15 protein-coding genes are annotated in these 19,023 nt (G+C 73.6%); 4 read left to right on the top strand and 11 right to left on the bottom strand.

Annotated features, from left to right (window positions below; translation table 11 throughout):
- Position 1 precedes the first annotated feature (1 nt).
- From OG357_RS03175 to OG357_RS03165, 3 genes are all read right to left on the bottom strand, one after another.
- Entirely contained in the window at positions 2-229 is a 228-nt protein-coding gene (locus tag OG357_RS03175; RefSeq protein WP_125741086.1) for a 4Fe-4S dicluster domain-containing protein, read from the bottom strand.
- Positions 230-270: 41 nt separating this feature from the next.
- The gene (locus OG357_RS03170; RefSeq protein ID WP_317601608.1) at positions 271-1,038 is read right to left on the bottom strand and encodes a GntR family transcriptional regulator; all 768 of its coding nucleotides are present in this window, start codon (positions 1,036-1,038) and stop codon (positions 271-273) included.
- 170 nt (positions 1,039-1,208) lie between these two features.
- A complete protein-coding gene (locus OG357_RS03165; protein WP_329625472.1) occupies positions 1,209-2,117 on the bottom strand; it encodes a MerR family transcriptional regulator in 909 nt (302 codons plus the stop codon).
- A gap of 111 nt (positions 2,118-2,228) precedes the next feature.
- Here OG357_RS03165 and OG357_RS03160 point away from each other — a divergent pair, with 111 nt between their 5' ends.
- Complete coding sequence (locus tag OG357_RS03160; protein WP_329619642.1) at positions 2,229-3,758, top strand: alpha/beta fold hydrolase; 1,530 nt, start codon at positions 2,229-2,231, stop codon at positions 3,756-3,758.
- A gap of 45 nt (positions 3,759-3,803) precedes the next feature.
- On the opposite strand, the gene OG357_RS03155 is transcribed toward OG357_RS03160, so the two are convergent.
- Genes OG357_RS03155 through OG357_RS03135 form a run of 5 tightly spaced genes read right to left on the bottom strand, consistent with a single transcriptional unit; the run spans position 3,804 to position 9,058 of the window.
- A complete protein-coding gene (locus tag OG357_RS03155; RefSeq protein ID WP_329619641.1) occupies positions 3,804-4,613 on the bottom strand; it encodes an ABC transporter ATP-binding protein in 810 nt (269 codons plus the stop codon).
- Positions 4,610-5,596, bottom strand: coding sequence for an ABC transporter ATP-binding protein (locus tag OG357_RS03150; RefSeq protein ID WP_329619640.1), 987 nt, complete (start codon positions 5,594-5,596; stop codon positions 4,610-4,612). Before OG357_RS03150 ends, OG357_RS03155 begins: the two co-directional genes overlap by 4 nt.
- Before the next feature lie 5 nt (positions 5,597-5,601).
- Positions 5,602-6,471, bottom strand: coding sequence for an ABC transporter permease (locus OG357_RS03145; RefSeq protein WP_329619639.1), 870 nt, complete (start codon positions 6,469-6,471; stop codon positions 5,602-5,604).
- On the bottom strand, positions 6,468-7,421 hold the full coding sequence (locus OG357_RS03140) for an ABC transporter permease (protein WP_329619638.1): 954 nt from the start codon (positions 7,419-7,421) through the stop codon (positions 6,468-6,470). Before OG357_RS03140 ends, OG357_RS03145 begins: the two co-directional genes overlap by 4 nt.
- Complete coding sequence (locus tag OG357_RS03135; protein ID WP_329619637.1) at positions 7,421-9,058, bottom strand: ABC transporter substrate-binding protein; 1,638 nt, start codon at positions 9,056-9,058, stop codon at positions 7,421-7,423. Before OG357_RS03135 ends, OG357_RS03140 begins: the two co-directional genes overlap by 1 nt.
- 131 nt (positions 9,059-9,189) lie before the next feature.
- Here OG357_RS03135 and OG357_RS03130 point away from each other — a divergent pair, with 131 nt between their 5' ends.
- On the top strand, positions 9,190-10,311 hold the full coding sequence (locus OG357_RS03130) for a LacI family DNA-binding transcriptional regulator (RefSeq protein ID WP_329619636.1): 1,122 nt from the start codon (positions 9,190-9,192) through the stop codon (positions 10,309-10,311).
- A gap of 11 nt (positions 10,312-10,322) precedes the next feature.
- Here the strand turns inward: OG357_RS03130 and OG357_RS03125 are convergent, their stop codons facing one another.
- Positions 10,323-11,957: an amidohydrolase gene (locus tag OG357_RS03125; protein WP_329619635.1), complete on the bottom strand. Its 1,635-nt coding sequence runs from the start codon at positions 11,955-11,957 to the stop codon at positions 10,323-10,325.
- A 95-nt stretch (positions 11,958-12,052) separates the two neighbouring features.
- Between OG357_RS03125 and OG357_RS03120 the strand changes: the two genes are divergently transcribed.
- Both OG357_RS03120 and OG357_RS03115 read left to right on the top strand, forming a co-directional pair.
- Positions 12,053-12,769: a TetR/AcrR family transcriptional regulator gene (locus OG357_RS03120; RefSeq protein ID WP_329619634.1), complete on the top strand. Its 717-nt coding sequence runs from the start codon at positions 12,053-12,055 to the stop codon at positions 12,767-12,769.
- Complete coding sequence (locus tag OG357_RS03115; RefSeq protein WP_329619633.1) at positions 12,762-13,655, top strand: DUF4232 domain-containing protein; 894 nt, start codon at positions 12,762-12,764, stop codon at positions 13,653-13,655. The genes OG357_RS03120 and OG357_RS03115 overlap by 8 nt, the downstream gene beginning before the upstream one ends.
- 16 nt (positions 13,656-13,671) lie before the next feature.
- Here OG357_RS03115 and OG357_RS03110 read toward each other — a convergent pair whose 3' ends face one another.
- Positions 13,672-15,018, bottom strand: coding sequence for a hypothetical protein (locus OG357_RS03110; protein ID WP_329619632.1), 1,347 nt, complete (start codon positions 15,016-15,018; stop codon positions 13,672-13,674).
- A gap of 136 nt (positions 15,019-15,154) precedes the next feature.
- Positions 15,155-18,856 (bottom strand): choice-of-anchor D domain-containing protein, encoded by a 3,702-nt coding sequence (locus tag OG357_RS03105; RefSeq protein WP_329619631.1) that lies wholly within the window; start codon positions 18,854-18,856, stop codon positions 15,155-15,157.
- Positions 18,857-19,023: the final 167 nt, after the last annotated feature.

The following is a 19,023-nucleotide window of genomic DNA, read 5'->3' as shown; positions in this document are numbered from 1 at the left end:
TTCACCGGAGCAGGTAGGGCATGTTGACGGTCACCGCGCCGGTGGGGCAGCGGGCGGCGCACGGGCCGCAGTACCAGCACTCGTCCACGTGCATGTACGCCTTGCCGTTGTCCTCGCGGATCGCGAGCGAGTCGAGGGGACACATGTCGACGCAGAGCGTGCAGCCGTCGATGCACTTCGACTCGTCGATGGTCACGGGCACGTCGGCGCGCTGGGGGACGAGAGGCACGGCTGTCTCCAGGAAAGGTCGTGTACGGGAACGAGTGGGGGTCAGAGAGAGCGGCGGAGGACGCCGCTCATGGTGATGCGGTCGCCGCGGAACCGGATGAACTCCAGGTCCACCGGCCGTCCGTCCGGCAGATGGGTGAGCCGTTCCAGCATCAGGACGGCCGCCCCACGCGGGGCCTGGAGCACCGCCGCCGAATGGGCGTCGGCGTTCACGGCCTCAAGGGTGATCTCGGCGTGCCCCAACGGGCCGCCCGTCAGCTGCTCCAGGAGCCGGAACACATCCGTGTTCTCCAGGTCGCAGCCCAGCAGTTCACCGCCGATGTCCATCGGCAGATACGACAGGTCGAGGGAGAGCGGCAGCCCGTTCAGGCGGCGCAGCCGCTCGACGCAGAGCACGTCCGCGTGCTCGGGCAGGCCGAGCCGGTGGGCCACGGGACCCGGCGCGCCGACCGGCCCCATGGTGCGGACCTCGTTGGTGACCCTCCCGTGTTCGTGCAGGGTCTCGGCCAGTCCCTGGAGCCGCTCCAGGCCGTGCGGGAACTTCTCGCAGACGACCACGGTGCCGACCCCCGGCTGCCGGGCCACGATCTGCTCGCCCCGCAACAGGTCCAGGGCCTGCCGCACGGTGTTCCGGCTGGCCCGGAAGTCGGCGGCGAGCGTGTCCTCCAGCGGGAGGATCCCGTCGGGGAAGCCACCCGCAAGGATCTGGTGGCGCAGCAGGTCGGCGAGCTGCCGCGCCCGGTCCGCCCGCAGGCGCCGGCGGCGGGCGGCGGCGAGCGGGAGGGCGGCGGAGGCGGGTTCGGCTGGCATGCAACGGAACGTAGCGGCGGACGGGCCCGGGTGGTGTTGCCGCAGTATTGCGCCACCTGACGTTCCCTCCGTACGCCTCTGACCTGCGGTGACGTTGGGGGAGCGGCGAGATCCGCCACCTGGCCGCCCAGTTTGTGGACGCCGGGTGCCCACGATGCGGATGGGGCCTGTCAGACGGCCCGGGCCTCGACCTGGGCGTACAGGGCGACGGAGAGGTGATGGTGGAGGGCGCCGAGGACCGGCTCGTCGGGCGCGAAGAGGCCGGTGGCGAGCTTCCAGTAGCGGCGGATCACGGGACCGTCGTTCCGGGCGAGCAGACCGAGGAGACGGCGCCGGAAGGCGGGAGTGTCGCGGCTGCCGAGCGCCTTCGCGTAGGCGGCGGCGAAGCAGTCGAGGGCTTCGGCGGATACGGCCGTCGAGGACGCGGCCAGCGCGTACGCCTCGGCAAGGCCCTCGTACAGCACCGTCGGCCGGTACTCCCCGTCCGGCAGCGGTGGTGCCGGCCGGAACTCCGGCCGGTCGAGGCGCGGATCCGTGACCAGCTCGTGCAGCCTGGCGAAGGCCAGCACCTGCGCGGGGCTCGGCTCCCGCGGCGGCCGCGGTACCACGGAATCGAGGACCGCCGACACGGTCCGGGCCGGCAGCCGCACCGGCAGCGTCCGCCGCCAGAACCGGGCCAGGGCAGCCGTGTCGGGCGGCATGGCCACGGCCCCGACCAGCCGCAGCCGCTCGGCGCGTTCCCCGGCCGCGCAGTCCTGGACCAGCCGCAAGGACGCCTCGCGCCAGCGCAGCGCGGCCAGTTGGGAGCTCACCTCGCGCAACTGCCCCGAGACGACCTCCTCCAGGGCCTCGTCCCGTTCGAGAACCCGCTCCACCTCCGGCACCGGCAGGTCGAGGGCGCGCAGCGAACGGATGAGCCGCAGCCGGTCCAACGCCTCGGGCCCGTACCGCCGATGCCCGCCGGAGCTGCGCCCCGCCTCGGGGAGCAGACCCCGGTCGGAGTAGAAGCGCACGGTCTTCACGGTGACCCCCGCCCGCTCGGCGAGTTCCCCGATGCTCCACAGCCCGTCGGACGACAACACGAGTCGAACCCTACGTCCGTGGCGGACCCGGGCGGCTCTTGAATCTCCCTCAGGGGGAGTTCCTAGCGTGGCCGCGACGCATCGCCCAGGAGTCGCGAGGAGACGATCATGACCGCGTTCGTGCTGGTGCCGGGCCCCTTCACCGGAGGCTGGGTATGGGAGGCGACAGCCGTACGGTTGCGGGAGGCGGGCGCGGAGGCGTACCCGGTGACGCTCACCGGCATGGGGGAGCGGCGCGCCGAGTCCGGGCCCGGCACCGATCTGGAGACGCACGTCGATGACCTGGTGCGGCTGGTCGACGGGATCGCCGACACCGACGTCGTCCTCGTGGGGCACGGCTACGGTCTCCATCCCGTCCTCGGCGCAGCCGACCGGCGTCCGGAGCGCGTCGCCCGGATCGTCGCCCTCGACACACCGCTCCCGCAGAACTGGGAGGCTGCCGTGCGCTCCGTGCCCGACCCCGAGGTCCGGGCCCGGCCGGCGGATGACCCGACCGGGGAGAGCGGGCCCGTACCGCCGCCGACGCGCGACACCTGGCCGCGCTGGGGCAGCACCGAGGGCGTCCCCGCCGAAGCGCTGGACCGCCTGGCGCGGCTCGCCGCCCCGCAGCCGCCGGGCACGCTCACACAGCCGCTGCGCCTGACCGGTGCGGCCTCCGCCCTGCCGGTCACGGGCGTCCTGTGCACCGCCAACGGATCGAGCATCGACCTCGTCGAGATGCTGGTGGAATCGGGCCCGCCGCAGTTCCGGGCGCTCGCCGACGCCGGGATCCGCTTCCTCGAACTGGCCACCGGGCACTGGCCGATGCTCTCCGTCCCCGGGGAGCTCGCGGAGACGCTCCTCCGCGCGGCGGCCGGAGAGGGCCACCAGGTGAGCGCCCCCGAGCGCGCCCGCGTACCCGAACAGCCCACGCACCTCCTGCCGTTCCTCCTGGACGTGCCCGAGGCGCCGCGCGAACGGCGGGGACGGATCGACCTCCACCTGCCGACAGCCGGCGAGGACGGAGACCGTCCTCAGCCGGCCGTGGTCTTCGTCCACGGCGGACCGATCGCCCCCGACCAGCACCCCACCCCGCGCGACACGCCGTTCCTCCTCGGATACGGCCGCTACGCGGCGAGCCTCGGCGTCGTCGGTGTGACCCTGGACCACCGGCTGCACGGCCTCGCCGACTATCCGCGGGCCGCCGAGGACCTCGTCGAGGCCGTCGCACTCGTCCGCGCAGACCCGCGCGTCGACGGGGACCGCGTCGCCCTCTGGTTCTTCTCCACCGGCGGGCTCCTCGCGGCGGACTGGCTCGCCGCGCCCCCGCCGTGGCTGCGATGCGTCGCGGCGAGCTACCCCGCCCTCGCGCCGCTGCCCGGCTGGGGCGCGGTCGAGTCCCGTTTCCGGCCGGTCGACGCTGTCGGTACCGAGCCGGGCGGGCCGCCGGTCGTCCTCACCCGGGCCGGACGCGAACACCCCGCCTTCGCGGCGACGGTCCAGGACTTCCTGGACGCCGCCGCGAAGAACGGGGTGGAGGTCGACCTCGTCGACGTACCGCTGGGCCACCACAGCTTCGAACTGGTCGACCCGACCGACGCCTCCCGCGCTGCCGTGGAACGGGCGATGCGGTCCGTCCTCCGGCGACTGCGGGACTGACCCCGGCCCGCCCGGCCCGGCCCCCCGACCGGACCCGGTGGCCCGTCAGCGGGCCGTCGCGAACCCGCCGCGCCGGGGCACCGAGTCCAGGAGCAGCCGGGTGTACGGGTGCTCCGGGGACTCCAGGACGCGCGAGGTCGAGCCGGCCTCCACCACCTGACCGGACTTCAGCACCATCACCTCGTCCGCGATGTGCCGGACCACGGCCAGGTCGTGGGTGACGAACAGGTAGCCGATGCCCGAGTCGCGGCGGATCGTGCCGAGGAGTTCGAGGATCTGCGCCTGGATCGAGACGTCGAGCGCCGCGACGGCCTCGTCGAGGACGAGGACCCGGGGCTCCACGGCCAGGGCGCGGGCGATCGCCACGCGCTGCCGCTGCCCGCCGGAGAGCCCGCGGGGCAGCGCCGCGGCCTCGCGCGTGCCGAGCCCGACCTGGTCCAGGAGCTCGGAGACCCTGGTGGCGCGGGCGGCCCCGTCGAGACCGGTGTGGAGGCGGAGGACCTCGTCCAGGCAGCCGGAGACGGAGATCCGGGGGTCGAGCGAGAGGTACGGGTCCTGGAAGACCATCTGGATCTCGCGGGCCCTGGCGAGCCGTTCCGCCCTGCGCCGAGGCCGCGCGGAGCGGTCCCGGCCGTCCAGGCGGACGGTGCCGCCGTCCGGGCGCTCCAGACCGACGAGCATCCGGACCGTGGTGGTCTTGCCGCTGCCGGACTCGCCGACGATCGCGAGGGACGCCCCCGGCGCCAGGGTGAAGGACACGCCGTCGACGGCGGTGTGGTCCCCGTACACCTTCCGCAGGCCGTCGACGACCAGGCCGGTCTCGACGACCGGGCCGTCCTTTGTCGACACGGTCACAGCATGATCCCTTCGTCGGCGCGGTGGCAGGCGGCGAGTCCGTCGCCGTACGGGGCGAGGACCGGCTTCTCCTGGGAGCAGCGCGGCACGGCGTGGGCGCAGCGCGGGGCGAAGGCGCAGCCCTGCGGCGTCTCGGCCAGGGAGACGGGCCGCCCCGGGATGGGCCGGGGCGCGGGGGCGCCCGGTTCCATGCTCGGCGTGCAGCCGAGGAGGCCCGCCGTGTACGGGTGGCGGGGCCGGTCGAACAGCTCGTCGGTGCCCCGCGTCTCCACGATCCGGCCCGCGTACATCACGTACACGCGGTCGCAGACGGCGGCGGCCAGTTCGAGGTCGTGGGTGACGAAGAGCATGCCCGTGCCGCGCTCGGCCCGCAGGCGCGTCAGGATCCGGATGATCTCGGCCTGGGTCGTGACGTCCAGGGCGGTGGTCGGCTCGTCGGCGACGAGCAGCGCGGGCTCGGAGGCGAGCGCCGCGGCGATGACCACGCGCTGGAGCATGCCGCCGGAGAACTCGTGCGGCCGGCGGCGCAGGGCGCCCTTCGGGTCGCGGATGCCGACCGCTTCGAGGAGCTCCAGGGCCCGCGCGGTCGCCGCGGCGGGCGGGGTGCCGGCCGCGCGCAGTCCCTCGGTGAGGAAGTCGCCGACGCGGCGGAGCGGGTTCACGGAGGCCCGCGGGTCCTGGAAGACCATGGAGACCTGCCGGGCCCGCAGCGCGGCCAGCTCCGTGCGGTTCATGGCGAGCACGTCCCGGCCCGCGACCCGGACCTGACCGGTGGTGCGCGCGCCCCCGGGCAGCAGCCCGAGGACGCTGCGGCAGGCCACGGACTTGCCGGAGCCGGACTCGCCGACCAGGCCGACGCTCTCCCCGGCCTCGACGCGCAGGCTGACGCCGTCCAGGATCGGCCGTCCGGCGCGCCCCTCGGGGAGCCGGACGTCGAGCCCGTCGATCTCCAGGACCGGCGTGGTGCCGCTGTGTTCCTTCATGCCGTTCACCGCTCACGCTTCGCGATCCGGTCGGCGAGTCCCTCGCCGACGATGCCGAACGCCACCACGGCGAGCACGATGCACGCGGAGGGCGCGAGGGCGGGCAGCATCGCCCCCTGCTGGACGGCCGACTGGCCTTCGTTGATCATGGCGCCCCAGTCGGCGGTCGGCGGCTGCACGCCGAAGCCGAGGTAGGAGAGCGCGGCCAGGTCCATCAGGGCGTACCCGAAGTTCATCGCGGACTGGGCGAAGACCGTCGGGGCGATGTTCGGCAGCAGGTGGCGCAGGCAGACGGTCCAGCCGGACCAGCCCTGCACCCGGTACGCCTCGATGTAGGGGCGGGCCCTCTCCTGGCGCGCGATGCCGCGCACCAGACGACCCACGTACGGGGTGTACGCCACGGCCATGGCGATCACCGGAGCGGTCATCCCGGAGCCGACGACGGTCACGAGCAGGATGGCGAGGAGCAGCCCGGGGATCGCGAAGACCATGTCCATCGAGCGGGACAGGATCGTGTCCGCCCAGCCGCCCCGCCAGGCCGCCACGATGCCGACCAGGGTGCCGAGGAGGGTGGAGACGGCGACGACGAGCAGCGGTCCGAGGAGACCGGTGCGGGCGCCGTAGAGCAGCCGGGACAGGATGTCCCGCCCGGACTGGTCGGTGCCGAGGAGATGATCGGCGCTGGTCCCGACGAGGCTCGACGTGAGGTCGACGGCCTCGGGGTCGTACGGGGCGAGGACGGGCGCGAGGAGGGCGACCAGGACGAGGGCGACGAGCACCGCGACCGAGACGGTGAAGAGGGGGCCCTGGCCGAGGGCGCGCAGCCGGCGCAGGCCTGGCCTGCGGTACGGCACCGTTGAGGTGGTGGTGGTCATGAGGAGCCTTCCCCGTGGAGCGACAGCCGGGGGTCGATGAGGGGCGCGAGCAGGTCGACGGCGAGGTTCACGAGGACGAAGGCGGCGACGCTGAGCAGGGTGATCGCCTGCACGACCGCGAAGTCCTGGGCCGTCACCGACGACACGAGCAGGGAGCCGAGCCCGGGTACGTCGAAGGCGGTCTCGACGATCGAGGTGCTGATGAGGAGGCCGGCGAGCATCGTGCCGCCGACCGTGACGACCGGGCCGAGGGCGTTGCGCAGGACGTGCCGCCGGACCACGGTCCGGCCCGCGACGCCTCGGGCCCGGGACACCTCGACGTGTTCCCGGCCGAGCTCGTCGAGCATCGCCGAGCGGGTGACCCGGGCGAGCAGCCCCGCGAAGGTCATCGCCAGGGCGAAGGCCGGCAGGGTCAGGTGGTACAGCTGCTGCGAGAAGCCCACCGGCGTGCCGCCGGGGCCGGGGAACCATCCCAGCTGCACGGAGAAGAGCGACACGAGCACGATGGCGCTGACGAAGGACGGGGTCGCCGTGGCGACACCGGTGCCGATGAGCACCGTCCGGTCCAGCGGGCCGGGGCGCAGCGCGGCGAGGATCCCGGACCCCACGCCGATCAGCGTGACGAGCAGCGCCGCGTACGAGACGAGCAGTGCCGTACTGGGCAGCCGGGACGCGATGAGGTCGGTCACGTCCTGGTGGAACTGGGCGGAGGTGCCGAAGTCGCCCGTGAGGACGCCGCCGAGCCACTTCGCGTACTGGACGGCCAGCGGGTCGTCCAGGTGGTACTGGGTGCGCAGGGCCGCCACGGCCTCGGGCGTCGCGGGGCGGCCGTGGAGCAGGAAGGTCACCGGGTCGCCGGGGGCCAGGTGGATGGCGCCGAAGACCACGAGTGAGGTCACGAACAGCACCGCCACCAGCCCGAGGAGCCGGCCGACGAGGTATCGGGTCATTACTTAGCGGCCCCGATCGTCGCGGCCCACGGGTAGTACAGCTGGGCGATGCCGGTGGGGGCACCGGTGATGCGCTTGCCGAGGAAGACGTTGTACGGCGCCTCGTAGACGGGGATGCTCGGCAGCTCGCGCAGGGCGATCTTCTGGAGCTCCGCGGTCTTCTCGGCGCGCTTGGCCGGGTCGGGCTCCGAGTTCGCGCGGTCGAAGGCGACGTCGTACTCGGCGTTCGACCAGTTTCCGTAGTTCCCGAAGTCGCCGGTGCGGAAGTACTGGTAGAACTCCAGCGGGTCGGGAGTGTTGTCGTACCCGTTGGTGATCACCAGGTCGAGGCCGGCGCGCGCGTCGGGGTCGACGAAGATGCTGCTGTACGCCTCGGGCGCGACGGACTTCAGCTTGACGTCGAGGCCGATCTGCCGTCCGGCGGCCTGCACGGCGGTGGCGACGATGCTGATCTCGGGGGCGAGCGTGCTGGTGACGAGGGTGATGGTCTTGCCGGAGGCGCCGGCCTCCTGGACGAGCTTCTTCGCGGCCTCGACGTCGTACACGGGCTCGGGCAGCGTGTCGTAGAGCTCGGCGGTCTTCTCCGGGGCGAGCGACCAGGCGCCACGCGCGGCGGGCGCCTTCGCGGGGACGCCGACACCGCCGGCCGCGGCCTTGACGATGTTCTTGCGGTCGAGGGCCATGGAGAGGGCCTGGCGGACCTTGAGCTTGCCGAGCGGGCCGTGCAGGTCGAGGACGGCGAGGTCCGCGGCGGCGGTGTTGGGGCCGAAGAGGAGCGTGCCCTTGCCACTGGTGCGCAGCTGCTGGATCGAGGACGTGGGCACCATGTAGCCGCCGTCGGCGGTGCCGGAGAGCATGGCGCTGGTGCGGGCCGCCGGGTCCTCGATGAAGGTGAACTTGACGGACTCCGACTTGGGGGCGAGCTTCGGGTCCCAGTAGGCGGCGTTCTTCTTCAGGGTGATGCCCGAGCCCGCGTCCCACGATTCGAGGGAGAAGGGGCCGGTGCAGTTCACGCCGCCCTTGGGGGTGCCGTAGTCCTTGCCGGCCTTCTTCAGGTACGCGGCGCTCTCGATGGTGCCGGGGGAGGCGGCCATCAGCTCGTGCAGCAGGACGTCGGCCTTGCCGAGGCGGAGGGTCACCTCCAGCGGGCCGGTCTTCTCGATCGTGTCGACGTTCTTGAAGGCCGAGCCCCACGGCGAGCCGGTCGCCGGGTCCATCTGGCGCTTGAGGGAGGCCACGACGTCGTCGGCGGTCATGGTCGTGCCGTCGTGGAACTTCACCCCGGAGCGGAGGGTGTAGACCAGCGTGCGCGGATCGGGCTGCTCGTACTTGACCGCGAGACCGGGCTCGATCTTCATGTCGGGCGTGACGCGGAAGAGCTGCTCGCAGACGTTGGCGAGCACGGTGTTCGGCGGGTAGTCGTACGCCAGGGCGTAGTCGAGCGTGTACGGCTCGGCGTACAGGGACCAGGTGAACGAGTCCAGGGTGCCCTTCGCGGGGGGCGACATCGGGGTGACCTCGTAGCCGGGCCCGCCGCCGGGGGCGGCACCGGGCTTGGTGGCGCCGGAGCAGGCGGCGGTCGTGGCCGCGAGGGCGGCGGTACAGGTGAGGAGCGCGATGGTTCTCGACATGCGCATGCAGACCCACCCCTTTACGGGTGTAGTGACGGGCGCTGGGGGGATGGAGCGAGTATTAATGCGGGAACGTTCCCGCACAAGGTCTTGCGGGAACGGTTTTGCAAAGGTCAGGAGGGTGGCACCATCGCTCCATGACCTCTGGATCACGGCACGGCGGGCAGCCCTCTTCACCCACCCCGCGCGTCCGCCTCGTCGACGTCGCCCGCGAGGCGGGCCTGTCCAAGACGACCGTCTCGGCGGCTCTCAACGACACCGGAAGGCTCTCTCCCGCCGTACGGGAGAAAGCCCGCGAGACCGCGCGCAGAATGGGCTATCGGCCCAATGCCACCGCGCGCCAACTACGCGCGGGACGAGCCAAGTTGATCGGATACGTGGTGGGTGAGACGGCCGACGTCACCTCGGTGTTCGTCGAGTCGCCGTACTTCGCCCGGCTGACCGGGGCCACGGCGGCGACCGCGCTGCGACGCGGCTACGCCATGGTCCTGCTGCCCACCGGATCCCTGCAGAACGAGTGGGCCGACCTGCCGCTCGACGCCGTGGTCGTGACCGACCCCGGTGCCGACGACCGGATCGTCGACGACGTGCTCGCCGCCGGGATCCCCGTCTTCAGCGACCGCTCCGTGGAGGGGCGGCCCGGGGCGTACTGGGTGGACGTCGACACGAGCGCCGCCGTCCGCACCGCCCTGGACCACTTCCTGGAGCAGGGCGCCCGGAGGCCGGTCCTCGTCGTACCCGACAGCACCACCCGCTTCCATGACGAGGTCTTCGCCGCCCACCGGGAGTGGTGCGCGGAGCACGGCCTGCCGGAGCGGGTCGTACGGGTCGGGGAACCCGGCAACGGACCGGTGGTCCACGCCGTCGAGACCGCCCTGGCGGGAGGCCCGGCGGGCGAGGACGACGAGCGGCCGGACGGTGGTGACGGGTCGGACGGCAGTGGCCGACCGGACGGTGGTGACCGGCCGGACGCCCTCCTCGTCGTCGCCGAGGCGAGCCCGCCCCTCGTCCTGGAGGCGGCGCGCCGCCACGGCTACGACGTACCCGGCGATCTGCTCCTCGTCTGTGTGAGCGAGGACGTCACGGCCGAGCACACCGAGCCGCCCGTGACCACGCTGAGCCTGCGGCCCGAGGCGATCGCGGATGCGGGCATCGAGCACCTGGTGAGGGTCCTGGAGCACGGTGACCGGGAACCGGCCGGGACGCTCGTCCCGACCCGTCTCGACGTCCGGGCGTCCTCGGTACGGCAGCACGGGTAGACCCCGGCCCGTCAGCTCGCGTGGACGAGCTTGCCGCCGACGTAGGTCCGCTCCACCCGGGCCTGGCCGATCTCCTCCGGCGGCGCCGTGAGGATGTCGCGGTCCAGGACCACGAGGTCGGCGAGGTTCCCGGCGCGCAGGCTGCCCGCGTCGTCGTGACCGTTCACATGGGCGGTGCCGGCGGTGTAGGCGGCCAGCGCGGTCGGGAGGTCCAGCCGCTGCTCGGGGTAGAAGACCGGCGCGTCGGCGGACTCCGGGTCCCGGCGGTTCACGGCCACGTGGATGCCCGCGATCGGGTCGGGGCTGCTGACGGGCCAGTCGCTGCCGGCGGCGAGCGTGGCCCCGGCGCGGACGAGACTGCCGAAGGGGTACTGCCAGGCGGCACGCTCCGCGCCGAGGAACGGAATCGTCAGCTCGTCCATCTGCGGCTCGTGCGCCGCCCACAGGGGCTGGATGTTGGCGATGGCGCCGAGCGCGGCGAAGCGGGCCAGGTCGTCGGGGTGGACGACCTGGAGGTGGGCGAGGTGGTGACGGTTGCCGCGGCGCCCGTTGACCTCCATGGCGGCCTCGATCGCGTCGAGGGCCTCCCGGACGGCCCGGTCGCCCAGGGCGTGGAAGTGGACCTGGAAGCCGAGGCCGTCGAGCTCGGTCACGTAGCCGCGCAGCGCGTCGGGGTCGACGAAGCTCAGCCCGGAGTTGGCGGTGGCGCAGCCGCAGCCGTCCAGGTACGGGGTGGTCATCGCGGCGGTGAAGTTCTCCGCGACGCCGTCCTGCATGATCTTGATCGACGTCGCACGGAACCGGCCGGCGTTCAGCTTCGCGCGCCGGGCCACCAGCTCGGGGATCTGCTCGGCGCCGCGCTCGCGGTCCCACCAGAGCGCGCCGGTCACGCGGGCGGTGAGCGTGCCGTCCAGCGCGGCGGTCATGTAGGCGTCGGAGGGGTCGGGCTGCCCGTGGAACTCGCCGAGCATGGCGTCCTGCCAGCCGGTGACACCGAGGGAGTGCAGCAGCGACTGGGCGCGGTACAGGCCGGCGAGGCGGTCCGCGTCCGACATCGGCGGCACCAGGTGGCCGACGAGGCCGGCGGCGCCCTCCTGGAGCATGCCGCTGGGCGTGCCGTCCGCCTCCCGCTCGATGCGGCCGTCGGCGGGGTCGGGCGTCTCGGCCGTGATCCCCGCCAGCTCAAGCGCCCGCGTGTTCGCCCAGGCGCCGTGGTGGTCACGGTTCGACAGCAGGACCGGCCGGTCCGGGACGACCGCGTCGAGCAGCTGCCGGGTCGGCAGACCGCCCTCGAAGCTCTCCATCGACCAGCCGCCGCCGGAGATCCACTCACGGTCCGGGTTGGCGTCCGCGTAGGCGCGGACCAGGCGCAGGTACTCGTCGACGCTGACGGTCTCCGACAGGTCGCACTGGGCCAGCTCGGCCCCGGCGAACACCGCGTGGACGTGGGCGTCCTGGAAGCCCGGGACCAGCAGCTTCCCCGTCAGGTCGACGACCTCGGTGTCCGGGCCGATCAGCTCGCGCACCTCGTCGTGGCCGACGGCGGCGATCCGCTCGCCGATGACGGCGAGCGAGGTCGCCCGGGTACGGGCCGGGTCCACCGTGAAGACGGGACCGCGGGTGAAGACCAGATCGGCCTTGGCCATGCGAATGCTCCAGAACATGAGGCGGCAGGTGGTTGGGCGCTATGGAAGCGGCAAGGCTGTTTACACGTCAATGGTGTTGACGTAAGGTCCCGGCCATGTCCGAACGCGTGGTCCCCGAAGGCAGCCGGCAGCGCCGCCGCCCCACCAAGCAGGGCGCCGTCCTCTCGGAGCAGCTGATCGTCGAGACGGCGCTCCGTCTCGTCGCCCAGCACGGCGCCGAAGCCCTGTCGGTACGGAGGCTGGGCGCCGCGCTCGGCGCCGACCCCAGCGCGCTCTACCGCTACTTCCGCAACACCGACGCCCTCCTCCTCGCGATCGCCGACGAGCTCATCGGCCGGGCGCAGGACGGCTGGACGGCGACGGGCGACTGGCGGCAGGACCTCCGCTCGATGGGCCAGCGGATCCACGCCTGCTACCTCACCCATCCGCAGGCCGCCGTCCTCGGCGCGTACCGCACGACCGGTCGCCCCCACGAGACCCGGGCTGTCGAGCGGATCCTCGGCATCCTCCGCTCCGCGGGCTTCCCCGACCCCCTCGCGGTGCGCATCTACCACGCCTTCGTCGACCAGGCCCTCGCCTTCGCCGCCCAGGACGCCGCCGCGGCGGCCCTGCCGCCCGCCGCCCGGGAGGGGGACGAGGCGGTCTGGCAGTCGGTGTACGGCAGACTGTCGCCCGACACCCACCCGAACATCGCCGCGACCTACCCGCTGCTCGCCGCCGACATGCTGGACAGCGGCTACCCCTTCGCGCTGGAGCTGATGCTCAGCGCGATGGCGGCACTGCGCCCCCAGGAGGCCGCCCCGCATGCGTAGCGCCACGCTCCCCGCCGCCCTCGCCGGTCTGCTGCTGCTCACGGCCTGCGGCACGGAGCAGGCGGGCGGCGGCCCATCGGGGCCGTCCGCCACGGCGGCGGGCTGCGCGGCCCGGCCGGGCGACGGCTCGACGGAGGACGGGGTCACGATCACGGGGATGGGCGAATCCGCCGCCGGCGGGGCCATGGCCGGACAGACCGACCCCTGCGCCGAGTACACGGTCACCAGCGCCGAGACCGAACCCTTCACGTACACGATCGCCTTCTCGTTCCTGACGGCGAGCGGCCAGGCGATGGCGACCGTCAAGGAGACCGTCCCGGCCGTCGCCCCCGGCAAGACCGTCCGACGCACCATCACCGCTGCCGACGTCCCCGCGGACGCGGCCGGCGGCGGACGGTTCCAGGTCCTCACGGTCCGGAGCGTCCCGACCGCCGAAGCGCCCTCAGAGTCGGGCCCCTGCCCGCCCTCGGGCGTGCGCGTGTACGCCGACGACGGCGACTCCGCCATGGGACTCCGGGTCGTCGGCCTCCACCTGGAGAACTGCGGGACCGCCCCCTACGAGCTGAACGGCTACCCCCGGATCGGGCTCGTCGACGAGGAGCACGCATCCGTCGACGGCGTGGAACTCCTCCAGGGCGGCGAGCGGATCGCCGGCGCGACCGGCATGGAGGGACCGGCGCGGCCGCTCGTCCTCGCGCCCGGCGAGCGCGCCTACTCCGGCCTGGTCTGGCGCAACACCGTCGAGGCCGGCGATCCCGTCAACGCCCCCTACGCCCGCGTCCGGGCCAAGCCCGGCGCCGCCCCGGTCATGGTGACGCCCGAGCTCGACCTCGGCACGACGGGGAAGCTCGGCATCGGCCCCTGGAAGAAGGACGGCACGCGGTAGACGCCCCGGGCGCCCGTCAGGGATGGGAGAACACGCCGACCATGCGAGTGCCCGGATTGCTGCTCAGCCCGACGATCGCGCCGCCGTCGGCCCGGTTCGCCCGCGCGTGTGTCCCGGCGTACCCGTCGTCGGTGAGGAAGACCCCCAGGACCGCGATCCACTCCTCGACGGCCCCCGTCGCCGGGTCGTAGACGGGCTCGGCCCGCGGGACGACCCGCTCCTGCGCCACGTAACCGCCGTGCTCGACCGCGACGGCCAGCGCCGCCCGCCACTCCGCGTCGGTGCTCTCCCAGCCGACGAACGTGTCCAGACCGCCGTACCCGGCCCCCGGCTTGAGGATGAGCTCCTCCCGCCGCTCCCGGCAGAGGTCCACGATCTCCGCGAGCCCGGCGGTACCCGCGGCGCTCACCGTGCGGCTCCACGGCAGCAGCCGCTCGACCAGCGCCCGCTCGTCCGCGTCGAAGGCGGCGCTCCAGCGCGGGTCGGTGAGCAGTGAGAGCGCGCTCTTGTTCCCGTAGAAGCCGCTCTCCAGGGTGGTGAACAGCACGGTCCTGCCCGCCTCGTGGGCGCGGAAGAACGGCTCCGCCACCTCCGGCCCCGCCGGATCCTCCAGCAGCTGACCGGCCGCGAAGTTCCGCACGACCAGGTCGAGCGGCGTCCCGTCCAGGGTCAACTTGCCGTCGGCCCGGGTGCGTACGTCCCCGACCTCGCCGATCCGCAGATCGAGACCGTGCGCGGCCATCGCCTCCTGCGTGGCGACCATCATCCGCCCGTACGCGGCGACGCCGCCGCGCCCCTCGACGAGCCCGACGACCGGCTCCCCGCCGCCCGACAGCGCGGGCTTCGCCCGCTCGCGCAGCACCGCCGCCATCCGGGCCCCGATGTCGACGTGGCCGAGACCGTGCTTCCGCGCGAAGGCGCCGAACTCCGGTACGCCGAGCAGCCCTTGGTTGAACACGGCCAGTTCGAGCCCGCCCACCTCGCTGCCGAGGTTGAACTCCAGGAGCTTGTACGAGGTGCCGTCGTGGTACGCGTCGGCGCGGCCCAGCCTGTCGGGAACCCCGGAGCCGCCCCGGCGGAGCAGCGACACGAGCCGGGGGTCGATCCCGATGGCCGCCCCGTACCGTTCCATGTCACCGTCGAAGAGCCGCCGCGGCAGCGACACCAGGAGGTCGAAGAGGCCCCCCAGGTCCCGTGCGAAGGCCTCCGTCTCCGCGGCGTCCACGAACCAGGGCCGGTGCAGCAGGTACGAGCGCCAGGCCTTCTCGAACCCCGGGGGGAACTCGGCCCGGGCGACGGCCTCGCCGAGGGCGCCGTCCCCGCGCAGGCACTCGTCCACGTATATCCGGCTCAGTTCGGTCATGTGTATCGCTCGCCTCACGGAAGTGATCGGGTACGTGCTCCGAAAGGCGAGCAGACTACCGCGACCGTCCGGCATGCGGACAGATGCCGGGGCGGGGCGCCGGTCACCGGTACGGCCGGCGCCCCGGAATCCGCGCTCAGTAGCCGACGCGGACCCCCGAGACCACGTGACGGTCCGTCAGGCCCCCGGTGGCGCCGCCGAATCCGACCAGGACGTTCTTCGGCAGCGGCACCGCCACGTCGATGACCTGGACCCCGTCGACGAGGACGAGGAGCCGCCCGGCGGCGGTCACGTTCACGTCGACCACGTGACTGCCCGTACGCAGCGCGGGGACGGCGGTCGAGGTCGCGGCGTACCGCAGGGTGGACGCCGAGCCGCTCGTGGCCACGCCGACGAAGTTCGACGACGGCTCGCCCGGGTTGCGGTAGGTGTCCAGGGCGACGGCCACCCCGGGCAGCCCGCTGTAGCCGAGCCCGCCGCCCCCGTAGCCCAGCGCCTTCGGCGTGGTGTGGGCCGCGTCGAGGAGCAGCAGGGCGAGCCCGTCGGCGCCGGTGCCGCCCGAGAGCGTCGCGGTGAAGCGGGCCCGCAGCCGGGCCGACGGCACCGCCGTGGCCTGGATCGCCGACCCCTTGACGTATGCCTGGGCGGGGTTGAGGACGAGGCTCGTCCCGGACAGGGCGGCGGCGCCGTTGTACGTCCAGCCGTTGGGCCCGGGCGGCGGCAGCGCGTACGAGGGGGAGGTGATCGCCGCGCCGCGCACGGCGTGGATGTCGGTCAGGCCGCCCGTCCCTCCCGTGAAGGCGAGCAGCGCCGCCGGGGGCAGCGAGGCCACCGTCGTCCGCAGCCGCTGCGTTCCGTCGACGGAGACCGTGACCGTCTTGCCGGTCACCGCGACGGTGACCGTGTGGGTGCCCGCCCGCAGGTTCGGGACGCTCGACGTCGTCGCCGCGTACGTGAGGGCCGAGCCGCTGCCGCCGGTCGCGACACCGACGAAGTTGGCCGACGGGTCCCCGGTGTTGCGGTACGTGTCGAAGGCGACGGCCACCCCCGGGAGCCCGGCGTAGCCGAGGCCACCGCCCACACCGCCGAGCGCGGCCGGCGTCGTCCTGGCAGGGTCGAGGAGGGCGAAGGTCAGGCCGTCGGCGCCGGTGCCGCCGCCGATCACCGTGGTGAACGAGGCCTTGAGGCCGTCGGTGAGCACGGGGACCGGCCACACCGCCGAACCCCGCTGGGACGCGCTCGCCTGCGTGAGCTGGAGGTCGTTGCCGGAGATCCCGGCGGCGCCGTTGAGCCGCCAGCCGCCCGCGCCCGGCGACGGCACGGTGACCCCGGTGCCCGCCACGCCGGTACCGGTCAGTGCCTCGTTGCGCGGGCCCCGCCCGTCGTCCGAGGTCAGCTCGTACGCGGCCGTCACCGCCCCGATCGAGGTGGGCGAGAAGGTCACCGCCTGGTGGACCACGTCCTCGGGGCCGAGGACCTGGCCCTCGCTGATCGGGTTCGTGACGTGGAACGGAGCCGCGGGCGGTTTCGCCTTGGTGATGGTGAGCGGGATGTTGCCGGTGTTGCTGATGTCGAAGGTCCTGGTGACCGACTGACCGACCTTCACCTCGCCGAAGGCCGTGGAGGTGGGCGTGACCGTGAGCTCCGCCCGACCGGTCACCGCCGTGCCGGTCACGGCCACGGACGCCGTGCCGTTCGACCCGCCGACGGCGAGCGTTCCCGTGTGCTCCCCGGCGGTCGTCGGTGCGTACGTCACCTGCACGGTGACGGACTGCCGGGGCTTCACGACCGTGCCGACGGCCGGCGGGTCAGCCGAGCTGAAAGGGGCGCCCGGGACGGAGACCGCGGAGATCGTCTCGTCGGCCGTGCCCGTGTTCGTGAACGTCACGCCGAGCGACTTGCTCGTCGACGTCGGCACCGTGCCGAAGTCGAGCGCGCCCGGCGAGGCGAGGAACCCGGGCCGGGTGCCGTATCCCGTGAGCCCGAGCGCGCTGTCGCCGAGGTCGGTGGCGAACGTCAGCGCCGAGGTGTCCGGGCCGGGCGTCGTCGGGGAGAACGTCACCCGCGCGGTGTGGGTCTCGCCCGCCCGCAGCGTGCGCGGCAGCCCGGCCGAGGTCGCGGAGAACGGGCCGCCCGCCGGCGTGCTCACCCCGGTGATCGTCACGTCCCGGGTCGCCGTGACCGTGGCCGTGACGGTCCCCGCCGAGCCGACCGCCACCTCGCCCGCGTCCACCGGCTCACCGGTCAGCGCGGTGTTGGCCGGACGCCCGAAGGCCAGCACGTGCCCGTCCCGCGTACCGACATAGATCCGCCCGCCGTCGGTGGCGGGCACGGCGAACTTCGACGCCACCCCGATCGGCGCCGACCAGCGCAGCCGCAGCGCCCCGTTCACGGGTACCGCGTCGTACGCCCGCAGCTGCCCGTTGGCGCCGCTCGCCCCGTCCGACGCGACCGCCCACACGAGCGCCGACCCCGGATTCGTCCCCGTCGAGGTCACCACCGGAGAGCCCGACGTGTAGCCGAACCGCTGCGCGCTGCTGCCCGTGTTGGTGAGCCCCGGGAGACCTGAGCCGGTGAGCCCGTACGCGAAGGCCCGCAGCGGGCCGCCGCTGCCGATCGTGTACACGTAGCCGCCCTGCCCGCCGTACACGGCGGGATGCCCCCAGACACCCTCGTACGGACCGAACGCGCCGAGCACCTTGTCGGTGCCACCCGGCCCCTGGCTCCGGCCCCCGAGGTCGTCCCGGTCGAGCAGGAACAGACGCCCGTCCTTGCCGATCTGGACGAGCAGCCGCGGATGCCTGCTGGTGCCGAACACCGGCCCCGGCAGGGCCACCGGGCCGCCCGAGCCCAGGTCGGTGTCGTTCAGATCGAGCTGGGAGGCGTTCGCGGGACTGAAGAAGTCCTGCGCCGACATCGTGCCGTCGCTGTTCACCCCGAGCCGGACCACCGACTCCGCGAGCTGACCCGGCGGCAGGCTGCCAGGGCCGGGCGCCGGCGAGACGCCGTTCCCCGTCGAGAGCAGGATCCGGCCCGGGCCGTCGGAGACGAGACCCCCACCGCTCATCCATACCCCGGCCATGCCGTTGGCGGAGGAGTCCTCGGTGGCCCACAGCGTCGTCCGGCGCGTCGTGGTGCTGACGCCCATGACGTACCCGACGTACGGACCGCGGTCGCAGTGCGAGGCGAAGGCCGCGTAGACGGAGCCGCCCATGAGGAGCAGCCCGGGCCGCTGACCCGCCGTGTACGGGTTGAACGCCCGCCCCGGGTCGTTCACCGGCGCGCCCGTCACCTTCACCGGCCAGCCCGCGCGCTCGGCGCCGGTCACCGGGTCCAGTGCGTGCACGTACCAGTTGGGGTGCTGGGCGTCCGGCCCGTCGTTCACCTTGGCGGTCAGGTACACGGCGTTGCTCGCCGGGTCGTAGACCGGCGTGGCGGTCACCCCGATGTTCGGCACCAGGTCCCCGCAGCTGATCGCCGAGGCCGGCCAGGGGGCGCCGAGGTCCTTGGTCCAGCCGATCCCCCCGGTGGCCGCGTCGATCCCGTACACCTTGTTGTTCTCGGTGGCCGCGACGAGCGTGCGCCCCACGACCAGCGGCTGCGCGTACACCTGACCGTCTACGGTGGTCGAGAACTGGAGGCCGAAGTCCGAGCTGGACACCTGGTCGGGGGCGAGACCGGGCTCGTCCCGGTCCCAGCCGGTCCGCAGGTCGTCATGGGAGATCGTCGTCTGGTCGGCGGGGAGCGCACCGCGCACCGCCGGAGCCCAGGCACCGGCCGCACCCACCATCAGGCACATCGTCAGCAGTCGGGCGATCGCCCTGCGTCGGCCGGCCATCTCTCCCCCTTCACCTGGTCGAGCGGGCACGGAGACCGGGGCGCTCCGCCGGGCCATCGTGAACCGGCCCCGAGGGGGAACGGGCCGCCGCCCGCCCTCGCCCGTCGAGGTCCACCCGATCGGCCGCCGTCAGCGGCACGTCATCACGACGCTCTCGGGTGAGACCA

This window comes from Streptomyces sp. NBC_01255, from assembly GCF_036226445.1.
Taxonomy (GTDB): domain Bacteria; phylum Actinomycetota; class Actinomycetes; order Streptomycetales; family Streptomycetaceae; genus Streptomyces.
Note: the sequence above shows the minus strand (reverse complement) of the source record. Positions and strands in the feature narration are given on the sequence as shown.